Genomic DNA, 24,466 nt, shown 5'->3' with positions numbered 1-24,466 from the left:
ATTGATCCTCCAATGAACATTTAACCTTTAATACGGTTTTTAACGTGCATGGTTAAACACACTTATTTCTTTTTCTTGAAACGTTTGGCGACGTAATTTCTTTTCCGATCACGATAAAAGATCCAACCGCCTATAAAAGCAATTCCTATAATAAATAAAAGGAGACCGGTTATAAATTGAAGCCACAGATTAGTGAAGGGGGTATTAATAATATCAAAAACAGTATCACGCATGAGCTTAACCCCAATAACAGCTAAAACAATGGGAATAACGATAATAATGAGTGCCATATATTTTGCCATAGTGTACTCCTTTATAAATCGAAATATATTTATTGCATTCTTTATATAATTCTAGCGGATCTCAAGAAAAGTGTCCATTTGTGTAGTTGATGAAAATTGGGTACAATATAAGATGAATCTATTTGTAAAGACTGGTATAAAGAGAAAAAACTCTTTTAATATGATTGCAGTTCATCACGTCTATTTAATTTCCCCCTTTAAAAGGCAAGAACTGATAAGACCCTTAAGATTTACAAAAGATAATAAACAACAAAAGAAAGAAAGTAAAGCGTTGGATGGTGCCCCACTTGGTTAAGTTTCATCCCCTCACATTTAAATGAGTAAAGTGATAAGAAGAGACATGCGAACAAGCCTCAACCGTTAGCAGATATTTGGGATTCTCTCAAAATGATAAGAGGATATATTTGGGAATGGAAAAATAAAGCGCTTTCATTTATAATGGGATTGATGTTAATCTATAATAGAAAGAGAAGGAATCATTTAGGGGGTCATTTTTTTGAATACATGGGGTCACATGAAAACACTTCTTCTAAGAATTCAAGGAGGTCATTTAGCATGGAAATAATGAAATATATGGAGAAATATGACTATGAGCAACTTGTCATCTGTCAGGATAAAGAATCTGGCTTGAAGGCCTTTATTGCCATACATGATACTACTTTAGGTCCAGCTCTAGGTGGTTTACGGATGTGGACCTACAAGTCTGAAGAAGCGGCTATTGAAGATGCGCTAAGACTCGCCAAGGGCATGACTTATAAAAATGCGGCTGCAGGTTTAAATCTTGGAGGCGGGAAAACAGTCATTATGGGTGATCCTAGAAAAGATAAGAACGAAGCTATGTTCAGAGCTTTAGGACGTTTTATTCAAGGTTTAAATGGAAGATACATAACTGCTGAAGATGTAGGGACAACAGTGGAAGATATGGATGTTATTCATCAAGAAACCAATTATGTGACTGGGATTTCACCTGCATTTGGTTCTTCAGGTAACCCATCACCGGTTACGGCATACGGCGTTTATAAAGGCATGAAGGCTGCGGCTAAAGTGGCTTTTGGAACCGATTCTTTAGAAGGTAAAAAAGTGGCTGTTCAAGGGGTTGGGCATGTTGCTTATATTCTTTGTGAACTGCTCCATAAAGAAGGAGCGAAATTAATCGTAACCGATATTAATAAGGACTCTGTTAGCCGAGCTGTAGAAGCTTTTAATGCAACGGCAGTGGATCCTGACGATATCTATGGTGTCGATTGTGATGTCTTTGCGCCTTGTGCTTTAGGTGCCATCATTAACGATGAAACCATTCCTCAGCTTAAAGCAAAGGTCATCGCCGGGAGTGCCAATAACCAACTCAAAGAGGAGCGTCACGGCGATATTGTTCATGAGAAAGGGATTATTTATGCTCCAGACTATGTGATCAATGCTGGTGGCGTCATCAATGTTGCTGACGAATTACTCGGGTATAATCGCGACCGTGCGATGAAAAAGGTAGAAGGTCTATATGACAAACTTCTAGAAATCTTTGCGATCGCTGAACGTGAGAATGTCCCGACTTATATAGCAGCAGACCGCCTTGCTGAGGGTCGAATTGCTCAGTTGAAACAATCACGAAGCACGTTCTTGCAAAATGAAAAGCACTTGTTATCTTACCGTTAATAAAGTAAAGAATAGGATTGGAAGGAGTGCTTATTCGTGGCTGAAAGTTATCAGCTTGTGATCCTAGGAGGTGGAACGGGTGGCTATGTTGCTGCCATCCGTGCTGCCCAACTGGGTATTAAAACCGCAATTATTGAGGCTAGCAAATTAGGAGGGACCTGCCTTCATAGAGGATGTATTCCAAGTAAGGCCTTACTCCGAAGTGCTGAAGTTTATACAACAGCGTGTTCAGCTGAAGATTATGGCATTTTAACTGAGAATGTCTCATTTGATTTTGAGAAAGTACACTTAAGAAAGCAAAAAATTGTAGAGCAATTGCACAATGGTGTTCAACGATTAATGAAAAAAGGTAAGATCGACATTTATGAAGGTCATGGGCGGATTCTGGGTCCATCCATTTTTTCTCCACTTGCAGGTGCAATTTCTGTGGAATACAGCGATGGTAAGGAAAATGATATTGTCATCCCTGAACATCTCATCATAGCCACCGGTTCAAAGCCAAGGACGCTTCCTGGTTTAGAGATTGACGGTGATTTTGTTCTTACTTCGGATGATGCTGTAGCGTTAACATCACTTCCGAAATCAATCATGATTGTCGGTGGTGGTGTCATTGGTGTGGAATGGGCATCGTTATTTGCCGATTTTGGAGTGGAAGTAACCATTCTAGAATACGCCGATCGTGTAATACCTACAGAGGATAGAGACATTTCCAAGGAAATGCAGCGTCAACTTGAGAAAAAGGGCATAACCGTGGTTACTGAAGCCAAAGTCCTTCCGGAGACAGTGTCGAAAACAGCACAAGCCAGCATTCAAGCTGAAGTGAATGGTCAGCAGCAAACTTATAGCGCAGAAAAAATATTAGTATCTGTTGGCCGTGCGCCTAATGTGGAAGACATTGGACTGCAAAATACGACCATTAAAACCGAAAAAGGCTTTATCTTAACAAATGAACACTATCAAACAGCAGAAAGTCATATTTATGCCATCGGTGATGTGATTGGGGGTCTTCAACTTGCCCATGTGGCCTCCCATGAAGGAATCAAGGCGGTTGAGCATATTGCTGGGGAAAATCCTGCACCATTAAAGGCTATCGATGTAGCCAAATGTATTTATACACATCCTGAAGCGGCTTCGGTTGGCCTTACAGAAGAAGCAGCAAAACAAAAAGGGCTAGACATTAAAATTGGGAAGTTTCCTTTTCAAGCTATTGGTAAAGCCCTTGTTCATGGAGAAACTGATGGATTTGTCAAGCTAATTGCTGATAAGAAAACCAACGATCTTGTGGGCATTCACATGATTGGTCCACACGTGACCGATATGATTTCTGAAGCGGCTTTAGCACGGGTTCTTGATGCCACACCTTGGGAAGTGGCCGAAACCATCCATCCTCATCCGACATTATCCGAAGTCATTGGTGAGGCGGCTTTGGCTGTTGACGGACGAGCGCTTCATTTTTGACATAGATAGTAAGTAGCTTTCTGAAGGGGGTATTAGAATGGTAATGGTAGAAAATCGCCATCAGGCGCTTGGATTATCAGATGATCAGGTGTTAGAGATGTATGAAACGATGCTACTTGCAAGAAAAGTAGATGAGCGGATGTGGAAATTAAATCGTGCAGGTAAAATTCCATTTGTTATTTCCTGCCAAGGGCAAGAAGCTGCTCAGGTGGGAGCTGCTTTTGCCCTAGATCGTGAGAAAGATGTCATCGCTCCATACTATCGCGATCTTGGCGTTGTTTTGAGCTTTGGAATGACGGCACGTGATTTGATGCTTTCAGGTTTTGCTAAGGCTGAGGATCCGAATTCTGGAGGAAGACAAATGCCGGGGCATTTTGGCTCTAAAAAGCTACGGATTCTTACACAGTCTTCACCTGTAACCACACAAGTTGCCCATGCTGTGGGGGCGGCTCTTGCCAGCCGCATGAAGGGAGAAGAGATCGTCACTTTTACTACGTTTGGAGAAGGGTCCTCTAACCAAGGTGATTTCCATGAATCAGCAAACTTTGCGGGTGTGCACAAGCTTCCTGTTATTTTTATGTGCGAAAATAATCAATATGCCATTTCCGTGCCGGTAAAAAAGCAATTAGCTTGTGAACGAGTGTCAGATCGAGCGGTAGGCTATGGGATGCAAGGGAAGACGATTGATGGCAATGATCCTCTTGCGGTGTACGAAGCTGTAAAAGAAGCACGAGAGCGAGCGCTAAGAGGTGAGGGACCTTCTTTAATAGAAACAGTATCTTATCGATTAACCCCTCACTCCAGCGATGATGATGACAAAACCTATAGGACTGTTGATGAAGTGGAAGAAGCCAAGAAAAAGGATGGCCTTTTTCAGTTTTCAACTTACCTACAATCGGTAAACGTTCTGACAGAAGAAAAAGAAAAGGCGATTCATGATCGTGTCGATCAATGGGTAGAAGACGCGACGGATTATGCTGAAGCTGCTCCTTATGCTGAGCCAGAAAGTGCGCTTCTTTATGTCTATGAGGAATAGGAGGGGATAGGTATGCCAGTACGTTCATATATCGAAGCTGTAACCCTTGCGTTACGAGAAGAAATGCAAAGAGATGAAAATGTCTTTATTCTAGGAGAAGACGTGGGTGTCCGGGGCGGAGTCTTTCGGGCGACTGCTGGGCTCTTTGAGCAATTTGGCGAAGCCCGTGTGATGGATACGCCTTTAACAGAATCAGCGATTGCTGGGGTGGGGATTGGAGCGGCAATGTATGGGACGCGCCCAGTTGCCGAGATGCAATTTGCCGATTTCATTCTTCCGGCAGTCAATCAAATTATCTCTGAAGCGGCAAAGACACGTTATCGCTCTAACAATGATTGGACTGTCCCGTTAACGATTCGTGCACCATACGGGGGCGGTGTTCATGGAGCCCTTTATCATTCACAATCGATCGAGTCCATTTTTGCCAATCAGCCGGGTCTAAAGATTGTTATGCCATCAACGCCTTACGATGTAAAAGGTCTTTTAAAGGCGGCTGTTCGTTCAAACGATCCTGTGCTTTTCCTTGAACATAAGCGGGCCTATCGTTTAATAAAAGGGGAAGTGCCAGATGAGGACTACACCCTTCCGATCGGTAAGGCAGACGTTAAACGTGAAGGCGAGGATATCACAGTCATTACATACGGCTTAGCTGTTCATTTTGCCTTGCAAGCCGCTGAAAAATTAGCTGAGGAAGGGATCTCTGCTCATATTCTTGATCTTCGTACCGTTTATCCTTTAGACCAAGAAGCGATCATTGAAGCGGCCTCTAAAACAGGCAAAGTCCTTCTCATTACAGAAGATAATAAAGAAGGAAGCATTATTGGTGAAGTTTCGGCAATCATCGCTGAGCACTGTCTCTTTGATTTGGACGCGCCGATAAGGAGACTGGCGGGACCTGATATTCCAGCGATGCCTTATGCGCCACCAATGGAAAAATTCTTTATGATTAATCCAGAAAAAGTCGAAAATGCAATGCGCGACTTAGCCGAATTTTAATTTGCAGGAGGGATAAGAATGGCAACAGAGAAAATTCTCATGCCTCAGCTCGGTGAAAGTGTCACTGAGGGGACGATTGGGCGTTGGCTTGTTTCAGTAGGAGATAAAGTTGATAAATATGACCCTATCGCTGAAGTCACGACAGATAAAGTCAACTCTGAGGTGCCGACCTCTTTTCAAGGAACAATAAAGGAGCTCATTGCTGAAGAGGGGGAGACCCTCCAGGTTGGCGAGGTTATTTGCTTAATAGAAGTTGAAGGAGCATCAGAGGCTCCCACTAAAGAGCAACACCCCCCTGCACAACAAGAGGTAGCGACGAGTCAAACGGCATCATTAAATGAAGACCAATCCATGAAAAAGCGTTATTCACCAGCTGTCCTTCGTCTCGCTCAAGAACACAATATTGATTTAGAGCATGTCGAAGGAACGGGAAAGAGTGGGCGGATTACTCGTAAAGATGTGCAAAAGCTCATCGCTGAAGGCGGCGTCACACCATCAGAAGCCACTACTGCTCCTCAGGCAAGCCAAACAGCGCCGACAGTAGCCAATTCGGAAACTCAAAAAATAACGTCATCCGGTTCAATAACAGCGGCTCAAGGGGATACGGAGATTCCCATTACAGGCGTCAGACGGGCGATTGCCAATAATATGTTAAAGAGTAAGCATGAGGCACCACATGCATGGACGATGATGGAAGTTGATGTGACAAACTTGGTGAACTATCGCAATGCCCTTAAAAATGAATTTAAGGCGAAAGAGGGCTTTAGCCTCACTTTCTTACCTTTCTTTATTAAAGCAACGGTTGAAGCTCTTCGTGAATTCCCACGGATGAATAGCATGTGGGCTGGCGATAAAATTATTGAGAAAAAAGATATCAATATTTCAATTGCCGTTGCGACGGAAGAGGCTTTATATGTGCCAGTGATTAAACAGGCCGATGAGTTAAGTATTAAAGGCATTGGCAGAAGTGTGAATGACTTAGCGCAAAAGGTCCGCAGCAATAAATTATCAGCAGAGGACATGCAAGGGGGAACATTTACGGTTAATAATACGGGGTCTTTTGGATCGATCCTATCGCAGCCGATTATCAACTACCCACAAGCGGCGATCCTCTCTGTTGAATCGATTGTTAAACGCCCTGTGATCATGGAGGGCGGCATGATTGCCGCCCGTGATATGGTTAACCTCTGTTTATCCTTGGACCATCGGATTTTAGACGGTTTAATTGCAGGGCGCTTCCTTGCGCGTGTGAAAGAAAAACTCGAGAAGATGTCAGCAGAAACAACTTCAATTTATTAATGAAGAAAGCCACCGATATGAATTCGGTGGCTTTTTGAATAATCCCCAAAACCCTTTTGAGATAAAAAAACAAAAATGAGATCATCATTGTTTTTCTTTTCTATCTGTTATACAATATATATAACAGATAGAAAAGAGATGATGAATGGTGATATTAGAGCTTGATCTGAACTCAGATACGCCCATTTACTTACAAATTAAAGAAAAAATAATTGAAGGGATTGCCTTGAAGCAATTAGTCCCTGGAGAGGGATTGCCTTCTGTACGGGCACTAGCCTCCGACTTAGGTGTGAATATGCATACGGTGAATAAGGCGTATCAATTATTGAAGCAGGACGGGTATCTCTTGATTCATCGGCAAAAAGGGGTTGTTATACAACCTGAGGGCATGCCAAGTGTAGATAATGACTATCTTGAAAAATTAAAAAATCGATTGCAGCCCCTAATTTCTGAATCGGTGTGTCGAGGCATGACTTCAGAACAGTTTATGCGTATTTGTCACGATATCCTTGGCCAATTTGAAGAGAAGGGAGAGTAAAATTATGGAATATATGATTATGATCATTTCATTTATACCAATTATCTTGATTTCCATTTTTATACCTTATGTCACAAGAAGGACAGACAGCTTCGGGGTTAGCATTCCAGAAGCTGTCTATTATAGCGAAGAACTACGCAGCATGAGGAAGAGATTTGCCTGGCAGACAGCACTATTGGGTCTTGTTTTAGTTCTTTTATGGTGGCTTGTTTCCATTCCTGTTTCGCTAGAAGTTGAAACCGTCGTTTTTGTATGTGCATTGTTTACATTTCTATTCGGTTCCTTTGTCCTTTATCTTATTTATCATCACCGTATGAAAACGTTGAAAGCGAGAAAAGCTTGGGGAGAACCCCGATCAGAGGTCGTGGCCATTGATACAGCTTTTCGTCATGGGAAAATCATGGTCTCGCTTGGTTGGTTCACTATTCCCCTTGGGATTGCGCTTGTTACTTTAATCTGTTCTTTTATCTTTTATCAGCACCTTCCGACAAGGATCCCGATGCATTACGACATGAAGGGCCATGTGGATCGCTGGGCTGACAAGTCCTATCGTACAGTGATGTCTTTTCCGATTTTACAGCTCTATATGACCGCTTTATTTTTATTTATTAACAGTATTATTGGCAAGAGTAAGCAACAGATTGACCGAGAAAACCCAGAGATGTCCGTTAAAAGGAATCAACTTTTTCGGTTGAAATGGGCAAGATTTAATTTTCTAACAGGTGTTTTGCTTGTCTTAATGTTTTCATTTATGCAGCTCTCTTATTTCATAGAGATAAGCTTAACCTTAACTTTGGTTGTTACATTGTCCGTTGTTGGGCTGATTGTGATAGGCGCCGTCGTTCTTTCTTTTATGACAGGTCAAGGTGGCAGTCGCATAAAAGTGGGCGAGGGAAAACAGGGAGAAGTCATCCATCGTGAGGATGATCGCTATTGGAAATTAGGATTGTTCTATTTTAATCGTAAGGACCCATCCATCTGGGTGGAAAAACGTTTTGGTGTGGGTTGGACGATAAATTTCGCAAATCCCATTGGTTGGGGAAGTTTACTTGTGATTATTGTCATCGCTTTGTTGATTCCGTTACTTACAAGATAGAGGCTTAGACAATAAATTTAAAAGAGAGTGAAAAAAAGTTGAGGGGCATTCCTGCTGAGCTAAGCTTGGCTAGTGGTTGATAGGGCAAGCGTCGACTGACTATAGGCTGTTCAATGACTAAGCCAGATAACGAAATCTATTTCTTAAGCGCTCCTTTTTGAATTTCGAGGTCAAACGCGGTAAAATAGCTTTAACAGAGGTAGGCAGTCCTCTAAATGCTATAGATGAGAGGTGACATGTGATGAGCATGGACTATAATATTTTTATGAATGATATCATTAATACCGCACGTCGTGAAATTACAGGTGCAGGTTATAAAGAGCTTCATACACCAGAGGAAGTGGATGAGGCTTTGACCCAAAAAGGGACGACGCTGGTCATGGTAAACTCCACTTGTGGTTGCGCTGGTGGCATTGCTCGACCTGCAGCAGCTTATGCCGCAAATTGTGTCAGTAAACCTGATCAATTAGTCACTGTCTTTGCAGGACAGGATAAGGAAGCCACAGCACGCGCCCGTGAATATTTCACTGGATTTCCACCTTCTTCACCTTCATTTGCCTTATTAAAAGACGGTGAGCTTGTGACAATGGTAGAACGCCATGACATTGAGGGATATGAACCTCATGTCGTCGCAACAAAGCTTGAACAGCTTTTAGATGAGCATTGCGCAAAATAATCTATTGAAAAAATAAGGAGAAAGCCCTTGGGTTTTCTCCTTATTTTTGTATGGAAAGAGGAAAGTCATCAAACACTAATAGAAATTGATGTTCTAGGAGTTTTTGGATGAATACGCTTATAACTCTATTGATGAGTCTTGTAGTCAGTTTTTCGCCTATTTGGCCACTTGGGCAAAATCCGACATATGGGGATCCCTTCATTATTGTTAATAAGGAGACCAATCGGCTCGCTTTTGTGAAAGACAACCAAATGGTGATGGAAGTGCCTGTGGCAACGGGGAAATCAGAGGGACTGACGCCAGAAGGACTTTTCACAATGACTGTAAAGGCGATCAATCCCTATTATCGCAAAAAGAATATTCCTGGAGGAGATCCTAAAAACCCATTAGGTTCACGGTGGATGGGCTTTGATGCGAAAGGTACTGATGGCCGTATATACGGTATCCATGGGACAAATCAACCGAAGTCTATAGGAGAAAGGCTGACTGCTGGCTGTATAAGAATGCAGAAGAAAGATTTAGAGACCCTGTACAATCAAGCACCTCTTGGAACTCGGATTCTGATCATTAAAAGTAATCAGTCTGCTCAAAAACTTGCGATAGAGTACGGTGCTTTAAAGCCATGAGTTAGTGACTAAATAAAATACCGATACCTGAGAAGAGGGTCGTGAGAATAAGACAGAGCATCATAATGATCACGACTGTTTTTAAAGTTTTTGCACGCATAGAACACCCTCCAATTTTGAACATGGTCCTTTTAGTGTATAAGGAAATGAGATGATGGACAAGGACTTTGGGAAAATTGCCACGAAATTATAAAAAATCAGGGAGGAAAATGGAAGTCACTGAAAACGTCGCATTCAAAAATAGAATTGCAGAAATAGGCGAGATCCCACATAGCACATAATATCTGGCTCCGTGGAGGCTTGCGGATCGCGAGTATATTTCTGATTTTAAATATCAAATTCATGTTTTCAGTGGCACCGGGAAATGAATCCACTTCTTTTTGCTCGAAGATTTATAGAGGAGTATAATGAAATCAGCTTTATACATAGGATGGTGACCAAAATGATTAATCAAGAACGATTAGTAAATGAATTTATGGAACTTGTACAAATTGACTCTGAGACAGGGGAAGAAGAGAAGATCTCTAAAGTTTTAAAAGAAAAGTTTACAGCTTTAGGTCTTACGGTTGAAGAAGACAATGCCAAAGAGGTGACCGGTCACGGTGCTAATAATTTAATCTGCACATTAGAGGGCACAGTGGACTGTGATCCGATTTATTTTACTTCTCATATGGATACGGTGGTACCGGGAAAGGGGATTAAGCCGTCAATACAAGAGGGGAAAATTGTTTCAGATGGCACAACCATTTTAGGTGCGGATGATAAAGCTGGACTCTCTGCCATGTTTGAGGCCATTCGTGTTCTAAAGGAAAAGGATATTCCTCATGGGACCATTCAATTCATTATCACAGTAGGTGAAGAATCTGGACTTGTTGGGGCTAAAGCTTTACAAAAGGAAAAAATTAAGGCGAAATTTGGCTATGCATTAGATAGTGACGGTCCCGTTGGAGATATCATTACAGCGGCACCTACTCAAGCGAGAATAACAGCCACAATATTTGGTAAGACCGCGCATGCGGGTGTGGCACCGGAAAAAGGCGTTTCAGCTATCACTGTTGCCGCAAAATCAATTGCTAAAATGCCATTAGGCCGTATAGATGAAGAAACAACGGCGAATATCGGCCGCTTTGCTGGTGGGCAAAAAACAAATATTGTTTGTGATCGGGTGGATATTTTAGCTGAAGCCCGTTCACTTGTGCAAGAAAAAATGGAAGCCCAAGTGGAAAAAATGAAGAAAGCCTTTGAAGAAACTGCTGAAGCAATGGGCGGGAAAGCAGAAGTTAAGGTCGAAATTATGTATCCTAATTTTAAGTTTGATGCCTCTGATCATCTTGTGCAAGTTGCTCAAGTGGCGGCTCAAGCCATTGGTCGAAACCCACGTATTCTTCAGAGTGGGGGTGGCTCTGATGGGAATGTGATTGCGGGATTAGGCATTCCTACAGTCAATCTTGCTGTGGGTTATGAAGATATTCATACGACTAACGAAAAAATGTCTGTTGAAGAGTTAGGGAAAACAGCTGAGATGGTCATCGCTATTATTAATGAAGTGGCCAAAAAGAGTTAAGAAAGTCAAGATGGAGGCTGGGACATAAAGAAATACTCCAAGTCAAAGGACGAACAATCATATTTTTAAATATAAGTAAGTGTCATAACGCAAATATAAAGCGGAGTCAAAATACGTATTTTTGCGGGAATAGCACGAGCTGAAGATCCACTCGGGAAAACATATTTCAATCCCGAGTGAGCTTTTGGCTATGCCTGCGGAAAGCGAAGTGTTTTGACGGAGCGACCTTACGCACAAAGAAAAAATCGAACTATTGTTCGATTTTTTCTTTGTCTTATATACTTTTATCCTAGTCTCTATATTAAGGTTAGGAAGTAGAATTTTTGGTCATAAGGAACGGTATTGATTTCTGATCGAGAATGCTTGCTTTCCTCATGCCAACAACAGGATGTATGGCTATGAATGGCGGTTCTATATATCTAGGTCTTTGATACTGTTTTAAGGCTCGATAACCTTACCTAGTCCTATTTTCTTATTTTTCGCTCGTAAAGAAAGCTTCAATAAGCCTTTTCAAAAGTTTTCAAAAAAAAGAGATGAAATACCTAACTGAAAACTTGTATAATACGGTAAATAGTGATTTTACTGTATAATCAGAAAATCACTAAAATAAGAGATAGAAGGATGTTAAGACTTAGGGAGGTCATCTTCATGAGAAGAAAGGCAAAATGGTCAGCGCCACTTGTCGCTATTCTGCTTGTTGTCAGTCTGTTTCTAACAGCGTGTTCTGGTGGTGACAGTAAGGAATCTTCAACAAATGCCAAGAAATCAGGAAGTGGGAAAGAAGCACTAGCAGATGAACAAGTTCTGAATTTGGCAACGACACAAGATATTCCAACGCTAGATTCAACACTCGCAACTGATACTGTTTCTTTTGACCAGATTTTAAGAATGGTCTCGGGCTTGTATACTTATTATAATAATAAGGCCGTACCAGATTTATCTGATGGTGAGCCAAAAATATCTGATGATGGCAAGGTATACACTTTTAAAATTCGAGAGGATGCCAATTGGTCTAACGGAGATCCTGTTACCGCAGACGACTTCGTGTATGCTTGGCGAAAGCTCGATGATCCAAAAACAAAGAGTCAATATGCCTATATCGTTCCGACCGCCCATATTAAAAATGCAGCAGCCATCCAAGATGAAAACAGTGATATGTATGGGAAAACAGAAAATTTAGGTGTGAAGGCTATTGATGATAAGACGCTTCAGGTGACACTAGACAAAGCAACGCCTTATTTCACAGCCATGATGGCTTTTGCTTCCTTTTTCCCACAAAATCAAAAATTTGTTGAGGAGCAAGGTAAAAACTATGGATTAAGTCCAGACTCATTCCTCTATAATGGTCCATATAAAATGACTTCATGGAACCAAGGAGAAGGTTGGAGTTTTGAGAAGAATCCTGATTACTGGGACGCTAAAGATATCACGATGGATAAAGTGAATATATCCATTGTTAAAGATTTATCAACGAGAGTGAATTTATATACCACTGATAAAATTGATATGGTTGATCTATCGGAGGATTTTATTGATCAGTATAAGGATTCTGATGAATACCATCAATTTTTGGATAATAGTGTTTTTTATCTCACATTAAATGAAAATAAAGTTCCGGAATTTAAGGATAAGAGAGTGCGTAAAGCCATTGCCATGGTCATTGATGAGCAGAGCTATGTTGACAACATCAAAAAGGATGGCTCGGTTCCAGCTCAGGCCTTGATACCGAAGAACTTTGTGTTTAGCCCAGATGGAAATAAGGATTTCCGTGGTGATGCGCCTGAAAGCTATTTCAAGTATGATCCGAAGGCGGCTAAGAAGCTTTGGGATGAGTATAAAAAAGACACGGGGACAAAATCCGTCACTTGGGAATTTAAAACGACGGATACACCACAACAAAAAACCGTGGCAGAGTTCTTTGCGAACCAGATTGAGCAGCTAGATGGGGTTAAAATCAAAATTAATCAACAGCCATGGAATAATTATCTCGATCTAACTCAAAAGGGAGATTATGATATAGCAGGGGGTTCTGGATGGGGTCCTGACTATCAAGACCCAATGACCTTCCTTGATATGTGGACCTCTTCAAATGAGAGTAATACCTCAGGTTGGAAGAATCCTAAGTATGATCAATTGATCAAAGAAGCAGATAATCTTGGTGATAAGCCTCAAGAACGTTGGGAAAAGTTAAAAGAAGCAGAAAAAGTCTTCATGGAGGATATGCCGATTGTCCCAGAATACCAAGCAGGCGGTGCGCAATTAATTAAACCTTATGTCAAAGGTCTTGTGCATCAATCATTAGGCATGGGGACAGATATCCGTCACGCTAAAATATTGAAACATTAATGCTAGCACTTGAAGTGTGAGCGAATGAAGAGAGTGTAAGTCTGTTAGACAGATTTACGCTCTTTTTTTATGCATCAGAATGCATAAAATTTTGTCAACGAGGAAAGGTGTAGATTCTTGCTTCAGAACGCTCGCTTTCCCATGACCATAGGAACGGTCGCCCCACTCCCGAAGGAGCCAAAGCGTTCTCGCTTCAATCCACTTGTTGCTGATAGTGCCTTTTATATAAAAACTTTTTCAATCATGCCAATAGCCTTCGCACCGTGGTTTCTTTAGCGAGTAATAAACTTATGATGGGCTGAAAGAGTTCCCATTACCGAACAGGTGTTTTATAATAAGAGGAGAATTGTTGGGAACGGAGGGGCAATGATGAATCAGTCTAGGGTCATCTTTCATATAGATATGAATAGCTTCTATGCCTCTGTTGAGATGGCTAGGCATCCGGAACTTCGAGGAAAACCTCTTGCCATTGCTGGAAAAGTTGAAGACCGTCGTGGGATTGTGGTCACGAGTAGTTACGAGGCGAGAGCACATGGTGTGAAAACGACGATGCAAGTGTGGGAAGCACGTAGAAAATGTCCTCAACTTATAGTTAAAACCCCCGATTTTGATCTCTATCGAAAAGTTTCGCGCCAGCTTTTTGATTTACTTAGGACCTATACTGAGAAAGTTGAAAAGGTGTCTGTCGATGAGGGATATATGGATGTAACAGCACTGGCTTCCCGGCACCATCCGGTAAAACTTGCCCAAGAGATTCAGCAACAAGTGTTCCATCATTTGCAGCTCCCTTCTAGCATTGGCATTGCGCCGAATAAATTTATGGCTAAGATGGCCTCTGATATGAAAAAACCGATGGGAATTACGATATTAAGAAAACGCGAAATGAATCAAACCTTATGGCCACTTCCGGTAGATGAGATGCATGGTGTAGGGCAAAAGACAGCCGAAAAGCTCAAAAAGATAGGACTTCAAACCATTGGAGACATCGCCCATTACCCTAAACCTGCTTTTATTGAACAGTTTGGAAAGTATGGGGAGAAGCTTCATGATCGAGCGAATGGGATCGATGAGAGAGAAGTAGATCCCCAATCAGAACATGAGTTTAAAAGCATCAGTCAGTCGATAACCTTGCCCAAGGATTTAACTGAGGAAGAGGAAGTTCAGCCTGTTCTTCGAAGATTAGCCGCGCGCTTAGAGAGAAAATTAAAAGAAAAGAAATCGATGAGCTATCAGTTGTCTCTTTCCATTCGTTATAATAATTGGCGCAATGTCACACGCGTTCAGAGTGTTCAGCAACCTCTGCAGACAGAGGAAGAGATTTATCAGCGGGCGATCGCCATTTTTTATCAACATTGGAATGGACAGCCCATTCGCTTATTGGGAATAACAGTGCAAAGTTTAGAGCCAATGAATAAAGCGACAAAACAATTAGATCTTTTTACCTATGAAAAGGATGCTCAGAAGGAACCTCTCTATGATACGTTATATTCTCTTGAGAAAAAGTTTGGCCCTTCCGCGATTCATCTGGGGTGGAAGGAAGACCCTCGGGATCAGAAATAATCAGCTTTTTTGTATTTTACAATTTTTTCATTAATTCTTGCATTCATTATGGTATGATATTGATAGAAATATAAATCAATTCGGGGGTCTTTGAATGAAACAGGAATTGCAAAAATTACAAGATAACATTGGACGGGTTCTCGTTGGAAAGGACAATATTGTTGAGCTATTAATGGTGGCCTTGATTGGAAAGGGGCATGTGTTATTAGAAGATGTTCCGGGAACAGGCAAAACCATGCTCGCTAAGGCTCTTGCCAAATCGATTGATGGTTCCTTTAAGAGAATTCAATTGACTCCAGATGTTTTACCAAGTGATATTACAGGCATACAATATTTCAATCCGAAGAGTCAGAACTTTGAGTTAAAACCAGGTCCAGTGCTAACAAATATTTTACTTACGGATGAGATCAACCGGGCAACGCCAAGAACCCAGGCAAGTCTCTTAGAGGTTATGGAAGAACGCCAAGTCACCATTGAAGGTGAAACAATAAAAGTTGAACCGCCTTTTATTGTTATTGCAACGCAAAACCCTATCGAACAACAAGGGACTTTCCCACTACCCGAAGCGCAAATGGACCGTTTTTTTATGCAAATTAATGTAGGGTATCCTTCGTTACAGGAAGAAAAACAGATGCTTCATATGTATCGCCAAGATGAACCTATTGAAAGTATTCAAGCGATCTTTTCAAAAGAAGAGATCTTAGGTATTCAGGACAAGATCAAACAAGTGACTTTAACAGAAGATGTAGAAGAGTACTTATTAAATGTCGTACAGGCGACTAGGCATCATGAGTGGGTAGAAACAGGTGTGAGTCCGAGAGGGACCTTGGCATTCATGCGTGGTGTACAAGCACGTGCTTTTCTCCATGATCGTGATTATGTGATTCCAGATGATGTTAAAAGCTTGGCGCCTTACATTCTCTCCCATCGACTTGTCCTTACTATGGAGGGTGAAATGAGAACAACAAAGCAGAAAGTGTTAAAAGAGATCTTGAAGAGTGTTGAAACACCGGTAGAGGCAGGAGCCGCAAAGCAATGATGGGAAGAGGGAGCGGTATCGCTTCAACTATTATTGATGGTTTTGTTTGGTTCGGGGGCGCTCTGCTCATTTTTAGCTTATTGATTGGTCAATCCTTACTCTTTTTTGCTGCTGCTTTCTTGCTTGTATTAGGGGTATATCCCCGTCTTTACCTTAATTATATAGTCCAGCACTTTGGACTCTTAAATGATAAGGAAAAGCTACGACTCTCACAGGGCGAGAAAGGCAGGCTTCATCTCGTTTTTGAAAATAGCAGTCGATTACCCATTGTCAATGCCGAGCTGTTCTTTTCACTGGATAAAAACGTTACTGTTTTGAATATACCAAGACGTCCTTATGCCCTTCATTTGTTTATGCCCCCAAAACAAACGACCGAAGTCACATTGGAGATTGAGGCTGTTGCCCGGGGTGTTGTGAAAATGAAAGAATTAAAAGTAGTGGTCCATGATCCATTGCATTTAGCTTCAATTACCTTGTCTACGGGCTTTGTTAAAAAAGAAATTGTTGTCTACCCAAAAAGTCAAGCTGTTACAGGATTAGATCAACTTATTCTTCCTATTGAAGGAGATCAAACGCACCAGCACTCATTATATGAAGACAGAACTTCTCCAGTGGGAACGCGTTCTTATGTGCCAACAGATCCAATTAAAAATGTGCATTGGAAAGCAAGTGCCAGAACCGGGCAATTACAAACAAAAATATTTGATAAAACGATGGGGATGATCTGGACCTTTGTTATTTTTCTTGATATGTATGGGAAAAAGGGGCAGAAAGAGCGCCTGGAGGAAGAATTGAGTCGGGTGACGGCCATCTGTCAAATAGCACAAAAACAAGGTGTTGATTTTGAACTTTATGTCAATACAAGAACAGTGGGACAAGGGATGTTTATGAAGCTTCCTCCTGGGCACGGAAGTATTCAACTCGTAAAAGCGATGGAATTTTTGGCTTTTATCAATACTAATCAACTCAAGACCCCACCTCCTTATATTATAAGAGATATTAATCAAGAAATGAGACAGAAGCGATTGATCATTATGATGGATCATACGAACCAAGCTTTAACTTCGGAAATGCGACAAAAATGGAGGAAAAAAGGTCATCGTGTGTTTACATTAGAGGCTGAAGGTATTCTCAGTCCGATAGGAATACGGAGGGAACGCTATGTTGAATAAAAGGCATCTGATCCCTCTCTTTTTTACACTTGCCATTGAATATGTGTTTATTTATGTTGCTGCTGTCCCTTTTAATTATAGTGATCATCATAATCCATGGGGGCTTGCTGGACCATTGGCCTTGCTAATGTTGACTACTTTTGCCTTGTATTATCTTGTCCATTTAAAGATAAAGCAGCTCAAGGCGGTGCTTTTTCTCTTCATTGCCTTGATTATTTTAGGTCTCGGATATATTTTAGGCTTAACGTTTTTTGCTGCTTTCGTTATGTCCATCCTTTTGTTTTGGAGGATGCTTGAAGTATTAGAAGGTAATACACAGGAGCATATGTGGAAGTTCTTCATTGCGACAATGGGTTTGGGATTGGTCTATGACTTTATATTGAAATTCTATATCCCTAGTTTTCCGTATCGTTTTTTGTTTATTCTTCTTTTTATTCTTCAGTTGCTCCTCGTTATTGCATTAAATCTCTTTGCAAGATCTGAGAAAAAGGGAAATATCCTTTTATCGTCTTCATACGGTCTTGTTTTAGGGGGTACGCTCATTACGGGTTTAATCATCGCATGGATTGGACCTTATGTTGGCTGGGCGATCAGTTGGGTACTCAAAGGGATTGGTTTTGTTGTTTTTGTTGCTGTTGAAGGCTTTATTACGTTCCTCATGTCATTAAAGGGGCATAATGAAGGCCAACTCGTTGATGACAGTGATCTTAAGCATGGGAAAGAACAAGCGGAAACATGGGCACAGATGACGGGCAATCATTCTTATGCCGGTCTCGTTATCGGAGTTGGTGTCGTTGTGCTTGTTATCTTTGTTGTTTTTCTTTATATGAGAAAAAAACGTTTGAATCTTAATGCATTTGTGCTGAGTTCTACGGATGTTGCGATATCTCCTATAGGTCAAAAGCCAAGCGCTTCAGTCAATCATAATACCAAAAAACGTTTCAAAGCTCCAAAGGATCCTGTAAGAGCACAAGTCTTTCAATTACAAAAGAAACTGCTAAAAGGAGACCTTGGACGTGTGGCTAATGAAACACTATCGGAATGGCTAAGCCGATTACCTGCGAGCGATAAGGATAAACATCTGATTAGAAGTGTTTATGAAAAGGCGCGATATGGTTCAGCGGTTATTACTGGACAAGAACTTCTTAAATATAGGGAAGCGATTGAACGTGTAAGAGCACTATCGCAAACAAATGAAGAGCAGAAATAGAAAAAGCCCAATGAGATTTCATTGGGTTTTTCTTTGAGTGTGCGTCCTTAAATTTTATTTATTTTAAAAGTGCTGATCATTAAGAGGGATAAAATGATGGTTAAAAGGACAAAAAAGGAAAGAGGTAAGAAATGGATCACGACAAAGCTTAAGGTCAACAGACAACCGGCGACTGTAATAGGAAGTCCTTGAAACTTACCGTCAAATTCTGTGACATTAAATCGAGCGAGTCGAATTGCTCCACAGAGAATAAATAAAATGGTTGCGAGTAACCCCATAAAATGGGATTGATCCATAATACCTTTAAAAATTAACATAACAGGCGCTATACCAAAAGAAACCAAATCACATAATGAGTCTAATTCTTTGCCGAAACTTGATTCAACATCAAATTTGCGGGCAACCATTCCATCGAATCTGTCGCAAAGTGCGGCAAGAAAGATCAGGACCAAACTCATGTGTAAGCGATGTTCCATAATTAAAACTAAAGCTGTTATCCCCAGACTAAGATTTATAATCGTTATGGCATTTGCAGATTGTGCCTTTGCGCGTTTTAACGTATGATCAATGCGATCGGGTATAATCATGATGTCACCCCCTATAATTCTTGTGATATCTTGACATCTCTAGTATTATAGCATAATTGTGAGTACAGAGAGGTAGATTTAAGAAGTTTTTTGACTTTTTGTCTAAAATTGGGATTGGCTTACAAGCGTTTTTTAAAGTGTTGATCAGAGAAGGTAAAGGTTGTCTGCCTTTGAGAGATGTCTTACGTTTAAGAAAGGAGTGAACCAATGGAATTACTTTTTTTAGGGACGGGCGCAGGGGTGCCAGCTAAGCACCGCAATGTCTCAGCATTAGCGTTAATAATGCCCGAATATAAAGGAGAAACCTGGCTTTTTGATTGTGGTGAGGCGACCCAACATCAAATTTTACATACCAAGGTCAAACTGCCAAGGATAAAGAAAATTTTTATTTCTCATCTTCATGGCGACCACATCTTTGGACTTCCGGGATTATTGGGCAGTCGCTCATTCCAGGGTGAAGATCACCCCTTAGAAATCTATGGACCACCTGGATTACGAACATATATTGAAACAAGTTTAGCACTATCAGGAACTCATTTAACTTATCCGCTAAAAATTATTGAACTGGTTAAAGGGGTGATATACGAGGATGAGACTTTTCGGATTTCAACAGACAAATTAGCTCATGTCATCGATAGTTATGGGTTTCGAATTCAAGAAAAAAATAAACCAGGAAAACTTTTGGTCGACAAAATTAAACATGATTTAGGTGTTATCCCTGGTCCTGAATTAAAAAAATTTAAAGAAGAGCCGATTGTTAAACTAGCCGATGGAAGCCAGGTTGAAAGTGCACACTATTTAGGTCCGGAAAAACAAGGCAGAATCCTTACCATTTTGGGTGATACTAAACCGTGTCCCGAAGCTTTAGAATTGGCCAGAGAGGCTGATGTAGTGGTCCATGAGAGTACTTTTCGGAGTGATAAAGAAGAAGGGGCTAACACCTTTGGTCATTCTACAGCAAGACAAGCGGCAACCTTAGCGAAAAACGCAGCCGCTCGAACATTAATACTGACCCACATCAGCTCTCGCTACCAAGAGGATGTGACAGAATTATTAGATGAAGCCCGTTTGATTTTTAATCCGTGTTTTTTAGCAGAAGATTTTTGGTCCTATACCTTATAAATTAAATTGGGGCGAGTCGGTGAGAGGATTATATAATCCAAGGGGCAAAAAGATATATCATTGAGTTATGCGATTATAAAGGGCTGTCGATCGCGACAGCCCTTTGGAGTTTGAAAACATGATTTGATTAAGCGTTCCAGCCACGCGCATATTGTCTCGGGCCTTCAATTTCTGTACGCAGTTCTTTGGCTGCATGATAAGGCCAGTAAGGGTCACGTAATAACTCGCGAGCAAGGAAGACAAGATCGGCGCGGTCATTTTTTAAGATTTCTTCCGCCTGAGTGGCATTGAGAATCAGGCCGACGGCGCCTGTAGGTATACCTGCTTCCTTACGAATTTTCTCAGCGTAGGGAACTTGGTACCCAGGAAAAGCATCAATCTTTGCCGGGGCAATGGCGCCAGAGCTTGTATCGATTAAATCAACGCCTTGGGCCTTCATCTTTTTCGCAAAATAGACATGGTCATCAGGTGTCAGACCATTTTCTAAATAGTCATTTGCAGAGACGCGAACAAAGAGGGGACCATCCCATACTGATTTTACAGCATCGATTACTTCTGATAACATTCTGTAACGGTTATCGCGTTCTCCCCCATATTCATCCGTGCGATGATTTGCGATCGGTGATAAGAATTGGTGAAGCAAATAACCATGGGCACCATGGAGTTCAATGACATCGAATCCCGCCTCTTTGGCGCGTCGTGCAGCATCTTTAAACGCTGTAATGGTATCTTTTATTTGTTTTGTTGTCATCTCTTCAGGGGTTTTCATCTGATCAAAAGCAATGGCAGATGGGGCAATAATGGTTTCTTCTAAATTCGCTTTCCTTCCAGCATGTCCTAATTGGATGCCGATTTTACTTCCGTGTTCATGGTTGAGATCCACGAGTTTTTTCAGTCCTTCGATATGTACGTCATCCCAAATCCCAAGGTCTTGAGGTGAGATGCGTCCTTGAGGGGTAACTGCTGTTGATTCCACAATAATGAGACCGACTTGTCCTACCGCTCGACTCGTATAATGGGTAAGATGCCAATGGTTTACCTTACCGTCTTGGTCAGAACAAGAATACATACACATGGGTGACATGACAATACGGTTTTTAAAGGTCACGTTTTTCAGGGTAAAGGGAGAAAATAATGCTTTAGTTGTCATTATAAAGTGCACATCCTTTTACTTACTTATTAACATAGTGTACTATGCCCTAATGGACGCTATTATAGCACACTCGGGGCAAGTTAAGGTTGCTCATTGCTCATGAGAGGAGTAACTTGCTCGGGATCAGATTTTTAGTGATGAACATCCTTTCACGAGGGATCCCAAGCATAAAGATGCGTGCGGGGGTATAGAAAAGGACATCATATTCCCTATATCCACATTCGGTTGAGAACTTCATTTGCTCTTTGCGGATAATCAGTAATTATTCCATCAATCTGCCAATCGAAGAGGACTTCCATTACTTGGGGGGAATTGACGGTATAGGGCCGGATTTTTATGTTGTTGGCATGGAGTTCATGTACCAATTTTTCATTTACAATTCTGTAGGAAGGGTGGAGACCATCCAATCCCATAGAGGTTGCGTAATGGGCAGCAGAAGCCATCGGTTTACCATAAAGTGCAGCGGTTTCAGCACCGTTGTATATTTGTTTCACTTTTAAAAGACTTTCATGATTAAAAGATGAAAAGATCGTTCGTTCTAACATATTATATTTTCTTAACAGATCAATGGTTTTGTGTTCCAACCCTTTATAAGGAAGGATATTATTTTTAAATTCTACAAGTAAGGTAAGAGAGGTTTGAGACATCCACTGTAAGACCTCTTCAAGTGTAGGAATTTGAGCGTTTCTGAATTTCCAACCTTTCCAGTGGCCTGCGCTAAGTTTTTTTAATCCTTCGATGGAATAGTCTTTGACAAAGCCATAGCCATCGGTCGTACGGTCTACGGTTTCATCATGAATCACAATGGGAATACGGTCACGGGTGAGATGAACATCAAGTTCTATACCGTCAGCACCTTCTTTTTCTGCTTGTTTAAAGGCCGTCATTGTGTTCTCTGGATATTTTCCACTTGCTCCTCTATGAGCAAAAATTTTGGTTCTCACCAATACCACTCCATTTCTTACAGATTCATAAATTATGAGAAGCCGATAAAGTCATCGTCTTACCTCGGGTTTACATTGAAGCATTTCTATTGTATCTTGTTATGGTCATGTGTCGGAGGGATTTAATAAAAACAGAGGAATATTGAAATAAAATCCCGAATCCATATAGTATATGAATCCTATAGACTAAGGGTCCCAAGAATTTATGCGAATGCATTATCTTGAGTATAACAATAATATGCACTTCATTTCATTTTTTTGCGTAAGCGTAAGGAGTCTTTAATTCATGCAATTGAATCAGATCGAACAGGACATATGGCAAATCGAGTTAGAAACCCCTTATGCCGTGGGTCCTGTAAATATATATATTATCATCAAAAATAATCGGGTGATGATGGTTGATGCAGGTGTCTCAACCTACCCTGCTTGGAGGGATTTTCAAACCGCTTTACACCAATTGAACTTAACGACGGCTTCTATTGATTGTTTGGTTCTGACCCATCACCATCCGGATCACACGGGATTCCTCCGCTATTTACCAACATCCATTGATCTTTATGGACATTGGCGTAATACACCTTGGATAAGCCATGATACTCATTTTATGAGACGTTTCCAAACGTTTTTCCAGGAACAAGCTGTGAAGATGGGGGTTCCTGAGCGTTATTATGATAAACTCCCTACATTCAAAGGGTACCTATCAATGGGAGGCACAAGTGAGTTGAAAAGGACTATAAATGAGGGAGATGAGATCCCCGGTTTTGAAGAATGGCAAATCCTTTACACGCCCGGTCACGCTCAAAGTCACATCAGTTTATATAGAGCAACAGATGGGGTGTTTATGAGTGGCGACTTTCTTTTAGAACATATTTCTACTAATGCTCTTCTAGAACCCCCTTATAACGATAAGGAGGAAGCTCCAAAAACATTTTTACGATATCGGGAGTCATTAATACGGTGCTTAACCCTTGATATTCGGAAAGTCCTTCCAGGTCATGGGAAGCCTTTTCTCTATCCCAGATCTTTTATTGAAGAACGGTTACACAATCAGGACAAGCGCTTTGACACACTAAAACGCTATATTAAAGAAAAACCGCAGACTGTCTTTGAGATCGGGAAAAGGATGTTTCGATTTGTCTTTTTCAAGCAAATGGATCTTGTGCTTTTTGAAGTCCAAGGTTATCTTGAGTGGTTGGCTAAAAATAATGAAGTTACGATTGAAATGAAAGAGGGAACTTATTATTATAAAAGCCCTTAAGGAGTGATCATATGGCAAAGGGAAAGTTGCATGGAAAAACCATTATTGTAACAGGTGCCTCAGCAGGTATAGGGCGTCATATGGTTCGCGAATGTGCGAAGCAAGGCGCCAGTACGCTCATTATTATTGCCCGTTCTGAAGATAAGCTGGAAAGACTGAAGGCGGAATTAGGGATGCAATACGACGAGGTAACGGTGGATGTATACCCACTTGATATCGGAAATTTAGAAGCCCTACAAAACACCTTTGAGGCGATCAAATGGCAATATTCCACCATTGATGTCCTGATTAATAATGCAGGGTTTGGAATCTTCTCGTTATTCGAAGAAGCAAGTTTTCTAGATATGAAGACGATGTTAGATGTTAATGTCCTTGGCATGATGGCGGCAACACGGATGTTATTGCCGAAAATGCGTCAGCAAGGCGAAGGGCATATTATTAATGTAGCTTCGATTGCTGGAAAAATGGCAACACCCAAGTCTTCTGTTTATTCGGCCACCAAGGCAGCGGTGCTAGGTTTTACTAACGGCCTGCGTTCTGAAGTTCGCCGTCAAGGCATTAAAGTGACTGCGGTTAATCCAGGACCCATAAAAACAAACTTTTTTAAAATCGCTGATCCTGAGGGAAACTACGTTAAAAATGTGGAACGTTGGATGGTTTCTCCTGAAAGTGTGGCCGAAAAAGTTGTGGCGGCCATTGGCACGAATAAGCGTGAGATCAATCTTCCCTTTGCCATGCATGCGGGAGCTAAGCTCTATCAGATGTTTCCGCGTACAGTTGAAAAGATTGCTGGGGGACTATTAAATAAGAAGTAACTAGATAGCTGTTAAAGAA

22 protein-coding genes are annotated in these 24,466 nt (G+C 41.2%); 18 read left to right on the top strand and 4 right to left on the bottom strand.

Going from position 1 to position 24,466, the window contains the following annotated elements; genetic code table 11:
- Positions 1 to 62: 62 nt before the first annotated feature.
- Positions 63 to 302, bottom strand: coding sequence for a DUF2627 domain-containing protein (locus tag IEV91_RS07100; RefSeq protein ID WP_188496735.1), 240 nt, complete (start codon positions 300 to 302; stop codon positions 63 to 65).
- Between the two features lie 555 nt (positions 303 to 857).
- Between IEV91_RS07100 and IEV91_RS07095 the strand changes: the two genes are divergently transcribed.
- The 15 genes from IEV91_RS07095 (at position 858) to IEV91_RS07025 (ending at position 18,568) form a co-directional block, all read left to right on the top strand.
- On the top strand, positions 858 to 1,952 hold the full coding sequence (locus tag IEV91_RS07095; RefSeq protein ID WP_188496734.1) for a Leu/Phe/Val dehydrogenase: 1,095 nt from the start codon (positions 858 to 860) through the stop codon (positions 1,950 to 1,952).
- A 36-nt stretch (positions 1,953 to 1,988) separates the two neighbouring features.
- The gene (gene lpdA, locus IEV91_RS07090; RefSeq protein WP_188496733.1) at positions 1,989 to 3,410 is read left to right on the top strand and encodes a dihydrolipoyl dehydrogenase; all 1,422 of its coding nucleotides are present in this window, start codon (positions 1,989 to 1,991) and stop codon (positions 3,408 to 3,410) included.
- A 43-nt stretch (positions 3,411 to 3,453) separates the two neighbouring features.
- A complete protein-coding gene (locus tag IEV91_RS07085) occupies positions 3,454 to 4,446 on the top strand; it encodes a thiamine pyrophosphate-dependent dehydrogenase E1 component subunit alpha (protein WP_188496805.1) in 993 nt (330 codons plus the stop codon).
- 12 nt (positions 4,447 to 4,458) lie between these two features.
- Positions 4,459 to 5,442, top strand: a complete 984-nt coding sequence (locus IEV91_RS07080) for an alpha-ketoacid dehydrogenase subunit beta (protein WP_188496732.1) — start codon at positions 4,459 to 4,461, stop codon at positions 5,440 to 5,442.
- Positions 5,443 to 5,460: 18 nt separating this feature from the next.
- Positions 5,461 to 6,741 (top strand): dihydrolipoamide acetyltransferase family protein, encoded by a 1,281-nt coding sequence (locus tag IEV91_RS07075; RefSeq protein WP_188496731.1) that lies wholly within the window; start codon positions 5,461 to 5,463, stop codon positions 6,739 to 6,741.
- Between the two features lie 148 nt (positions 6,742 to 6,889).
- Positions 6,890 to 7,279, top strand: a complete 390-nt coding sequence (locus IEV91_RS07070) for a GntR family transcriptional regulator (RefSeq protein WP_188496804.1) — start codon at positions 6,890 to 6,892, stop codon at positions 7,277 to 7,279.
- A 4-nt stretch (positions 7,280 to 7,283) separates the two neighbouring features.
- A complete protein-coding gene (locus IEV91_RS07065; protein WP_188496730.1) occupies positions 7,284 to 8,375 on the top strand; it encodes a DUF1648 domain-containing protein in 1,092 nt (363 codons plus the stop codon).
- A 241-nt stretch (positions 8,376 to 8,616) separates the two neighbouring features.
- Positions 8,617 to 9,051, top strand: a complete 435-nt coding sequence (locus tag IEV91_RS07060) for a BrxA/BrxB family bacilliredoxin (RefSeq protein WP_188496729.1) — start codon at positions 8,617 to 8,619, stop codon at positions 9,049 to 9,051.
- A gap of 107 nt (positions 9,052 to 9,158) precedes the next feature.
- On the top strand, positions 9,159 to 9,677 hold the full coding sequence (locus IEV91_RS07055) for a L,D-transpeptidase (protein ID WP_188496728.1): 519 nt from the start codon (positions 9,159 to 9,161) through the stop codon (positions 9,675 to 9,677).
- A 442-nt stretch (positions 9,678 to 10,119) separates the two neighbouring features.
- Positions 10,120 to 11,241, top strand: a complete 1,122-nt coding sequence (locus IEV91_RS07050; RefSeq protein ID WP_188496727.1) for a M20/M25/M40 family metallo-hydrolase — start codon at positions 10,120 to 10,122, stop codon at positions 11,239 to 11,241.
- Between the two features lie 648 nt (positions 11,242 to 11,889).
- Complete coding sequence (locus tag IEV91_RS07045; RefSeq protein WP_188496726.1) at positions 11,890 to 13,587, top strand: peptide ABC transporter substrate-binding protein; 1,698 nt, start codon at positions 11,890 to 11,892, stop codon at positions 13,585 to 13,587.
- A 369-nt stretch (positions 13,588 to 13,956) separates the two neighbouring features.
- Positions 13,957 to 15,147 carry a DNA polymerase IV gene (locus tag IEV91_RS07040; protein ID WP_229745452.1) on the top strand — a complete coding sequence of 397 codons (1,191 nt, stop codon included), beginning with the start codon at positions 13,957 to 13,959 and terminating at the stop codon, positions 15,145 to 15,147.
- 94 nt (positions 15,148 to 15,241) lie between these two features.
- Entirely contained in the window at positions 15,242 to 16,186 is a 945-nt protein-coding gene (locus IEV91_RS07035; RefSeq protein WP_188496724.1) for an AAA family ATPase, read from the top strand.
- Positions 16,183 to 17,358 carry a DUF58 domain-containing protein gene (locus IEV91_RS07030; RefSeq protein ID WP_188496723.1) on the top strand — a complete coding sequence of 392 codons (1,176 nt, stop codon included), beginning with the start codon at positions 16,183 to 16,185 and terminating at the stop codon, positions 17,356 to 17,358. Before IEV91_RS07035 ends, IEV91_RS07030 begins: the two co-directional genes overlap by 4 nt.
- Complete coding sequence (locus IEV91_RS07025) at positions 17,348 to 18,568, top strand: hypothetical protein (RefSeq protein ID WP_188496722.1); 1,221 nt, start codon at positions 17,348 to 17,350, stop codon at positions 18,566 to 18,568. The genes IEV91_RS07030 and IEV91_RS07025 overlap by 11 nt, the downstream gene beginning before the upstream one ends.
- Before the next feature lie 47 nt (positions 18,569 to 18,615).
- Here IEV91_RS07025 and pssA read toward each other — a convergent pair whose 3' ends face one another.
- On the bottom strand, positions 18,616 to 19,155 hold the full coding sequence (pssA, locus tag IEV91_RS07020; RefSeq protein WP_188496721.1) for a CDP-diacylglycerol--serine O-phosphatidyltransferase: 540 nt from the start codon (positions 19,153 to 19,155) through the stop codon (positions 18,616 to 18,618).
- A 207-nt stretch (positions 19,156 to 19,362) separates the two neighbouring features.
- Between pssA and rnz the strand changes: the two genes are divergently transcribed.
- Positions 19,363 to 20,277 carry a ribonuclease Z gene (rnz, locus tag IEV91_RS07015; RefSeq protein ID WP_188496720.1) on the top strand — a complete coding sequence of 305 codons (915 nt, stop codon included), beginning with the start codon at positions 19,363 to 19,365 and terminating at the stop codon, positions 20,275 to 20,277.
- Between the two features lie 127 nt (positions 20,278 to 20,404).
- Here the strand turns inward: rnz and namA are convergent, their stop codons facing one another.
- Positions 20,405 to 21,427, bottom strand: coding sequence for an NADPH dehydrogenase NamA (gene namA / locus IEV91_RS07010; protein ID WP_188496719.1), 1,023 nt, complete (start codon positions 21,425 to 21,427; stop codon positions 20,405 to 20,407).
- Positions 21,428 to 21,639: 212 nt separating this feature from the next.
- The gene (locus IEV91_RS07005) at positions 21,640 to 22,374 is read right to left on the bottom strand and encodes a glycerophosphodiester phosphodiesterase (RefSeq protein ID WP_188496718.1); all 735 of its coding nucleotides are present in this window, start codon (positions 22,372 to 22,374) and stop codon (positions 21,640 to 21,642) included.
- Between the two features lie 286 nt (positions 22,375 to 22,660).
- On the opposite strand from IEV91_RS07005, the gene IEV91_RS07000 reads away from it, so the two are divergent.
- Both IEV91_RS07000 and IEV91_RS06995 read left to right on the top strand, forming a co-directional pair.
- Positions 22,661 to 23,632, top strand: a complete 972-nt coding sequence (locus IEV91_RS07000; protein WP_188496717.1) for an MBL fold metallo-hydrolase — start codon at positions 22,661 to 22,663, stop codon at positions 23,630 to 23,632.
- Between the two features lie 11 nt (positions 23,633 to 23,643).
- Positions 23,644 to 24,447 (top strand): SDR family NAD(P)-dependent oxidoreductase, encoded by an 804-nt coding sequence (locus IEV91_RS06995; RefSeq protein WP_188496716.1) that lies wholly within the window; start codon positions 23,644 to 23,646, stop codon positions 24,445 to 24,447.
- Positions 24,448 to 24,466 lie beyond the last annotated feature (19 nt).

Source organism: Pullulanibacillus pueri (genome assembly GCF_014639255.1).
In the GTDB taxonomy this organism is placed as follows: domain Bacteria; phylum Bacillota; class Bacilli; order Bacillales; family Sporolactobacillaceae; genus Pullulanibacillus; species Pullulanibacillus pueri.
This window is presented reverse-complemented; position numbering and strand designations above follow the sequence as displayed.

What these genes read in the sequence shown, in the direction of transcription:
- IEV91_RS07050 (WP_188496727.1), top strand. Translation starts at nt 10,120, where the DNA reads ATGATTAATCAAGAACGATTAGTAAATGAATTTATGGAACTTGTACAA.
- namA (WP_188496719.1), bottom strand. Translation starts at nt 21,427, where the DNA reads ATGACAACTAAAGCATTATTTTCTCCCTTTACCCTGAAAAACGTGACC.
- pssA (WP_188496721.1), bottom strand. Translation starts at nt 19,155, where the DNA reads ATGATTATACCCGATCGCATTGATCATACGTTAAAACGCGCAAAGGCA.
- IEV91_RS07025 (WP_188496722.1), top strand. Translation starts at nt 17,348, where the DNA reads ATGTTGAATAAAAGGCATCTGATCCCTCTCTTTTTTACACTTGCCATT.
- IEV91_RS07055 (WP_188496728.1), top strand. Translation starts at nt 9,159, where the DNA reads ATGAATACGCTTATAACTCTATTGATGAGTCTTGTAGTCAGTTTTTCG.
- IEV91_RS06995 (WP_188496716.1), top strand. Translation starts at nt 23,644, where the DNA reads ATGGCAAAGGGAAAGTTGCATGGAAAAACCATTATTGTAACAGGTGCC.
- IEV91_RS07065 (WP_188496730.1), top strand. Translation starts at nt 7,284, where the DNA reads ATGGAATATATGATTATGATCATTTCATTTATACCAATTATCTTGATT.
- IEV91_RS07030 (WP_188496723.1), top strand. Translation starts at nt 16,183, where the DNA reads ATGATGGGAAGAGGGAGCGGTATCGCTTCAACTATTATTGATGGTTTT.
- IEV91_RS07080 (WP_188496732.1), top strand. Translation starts at nt 4,459, where the DNA reads ATGCCAGTACGTTCATATATCGAAGCTGTAACCCTTGCGTTACGAGAA.
- IEV91_RS07075 (WP_188496731.1), top strand. Translation starts at nt 5,461, where the DNA reads ATGGCAACAGAGAAAATTCTCATGCCTCAGCTCGGTGAAAGTGTCACT.
- IEV91_RS07045 (WP_188496726.1), top strand. Translation starts at nt 11,890, where the DNA reads ATGAGAAGAAAGGCAAAATGGTCAGCGCCACTTGTCGCTATTCTGCTT.
- IEV91_RS07095 (WP_188496734.1), top strand. Translation starts at nt 858, where the DNA reads ATGGAAATAATGAAATATATGGAGAAATATGACTATGAGCAACTTGTC.
- IEV91_RS07040 (WP_229745452.1), top strand. Translation starts at nt 13,957, where the DNA reads ATGAATCAGTCTAGGGTCATCTTTCATATAGATATGAATAGCTTCTAT.
- IEV91_RS07100 (WP_188496735.1), bottom strand. Translation starts at nt 302, where the DNA reads ATGGCAAAATATATGGCACTCATTATTATCGTTATTCCCATTGTTTTA.
- IEV91_RS07085 (WP_188496805.1), top strand. Translation starts at nt 3,454, where the DNA reads ATGGTAGAAAATCGCCATCAGGCGCTTGGATTATCAGATGATCAGGTG.
- IEV91_RS07035 (WP_188496724.1), top strand. Translation starts at nt 15,242, where the DNA reads ATGAAACAGGAATTGCAAAAATTACAAGATAACATTGGACGGGTTCTC.
- rnz (WP_188496720.1), top strand. Translation starts at nt 19,363, where the DNA reads ATGGAATTACTTTTTTTAGGGACGGGCGCAGGGGTGCCAGCTAAGCAC.
- IEV91_RS07000 (WP_188496717.1), top strand. Translation starts at nt 22,661, where the DNA reads ATGCAATTGAATCAGATCGAACAGGACATATGGCAAATCGAGTTAGAA.
- IEV91_RS07060 (WP_188496729.1), top strand. Translation starts at nt 8,617, where the DNA reads ATGAGCATGGACTATAATATTTTTATGAATGATATCATTAATACCGCA.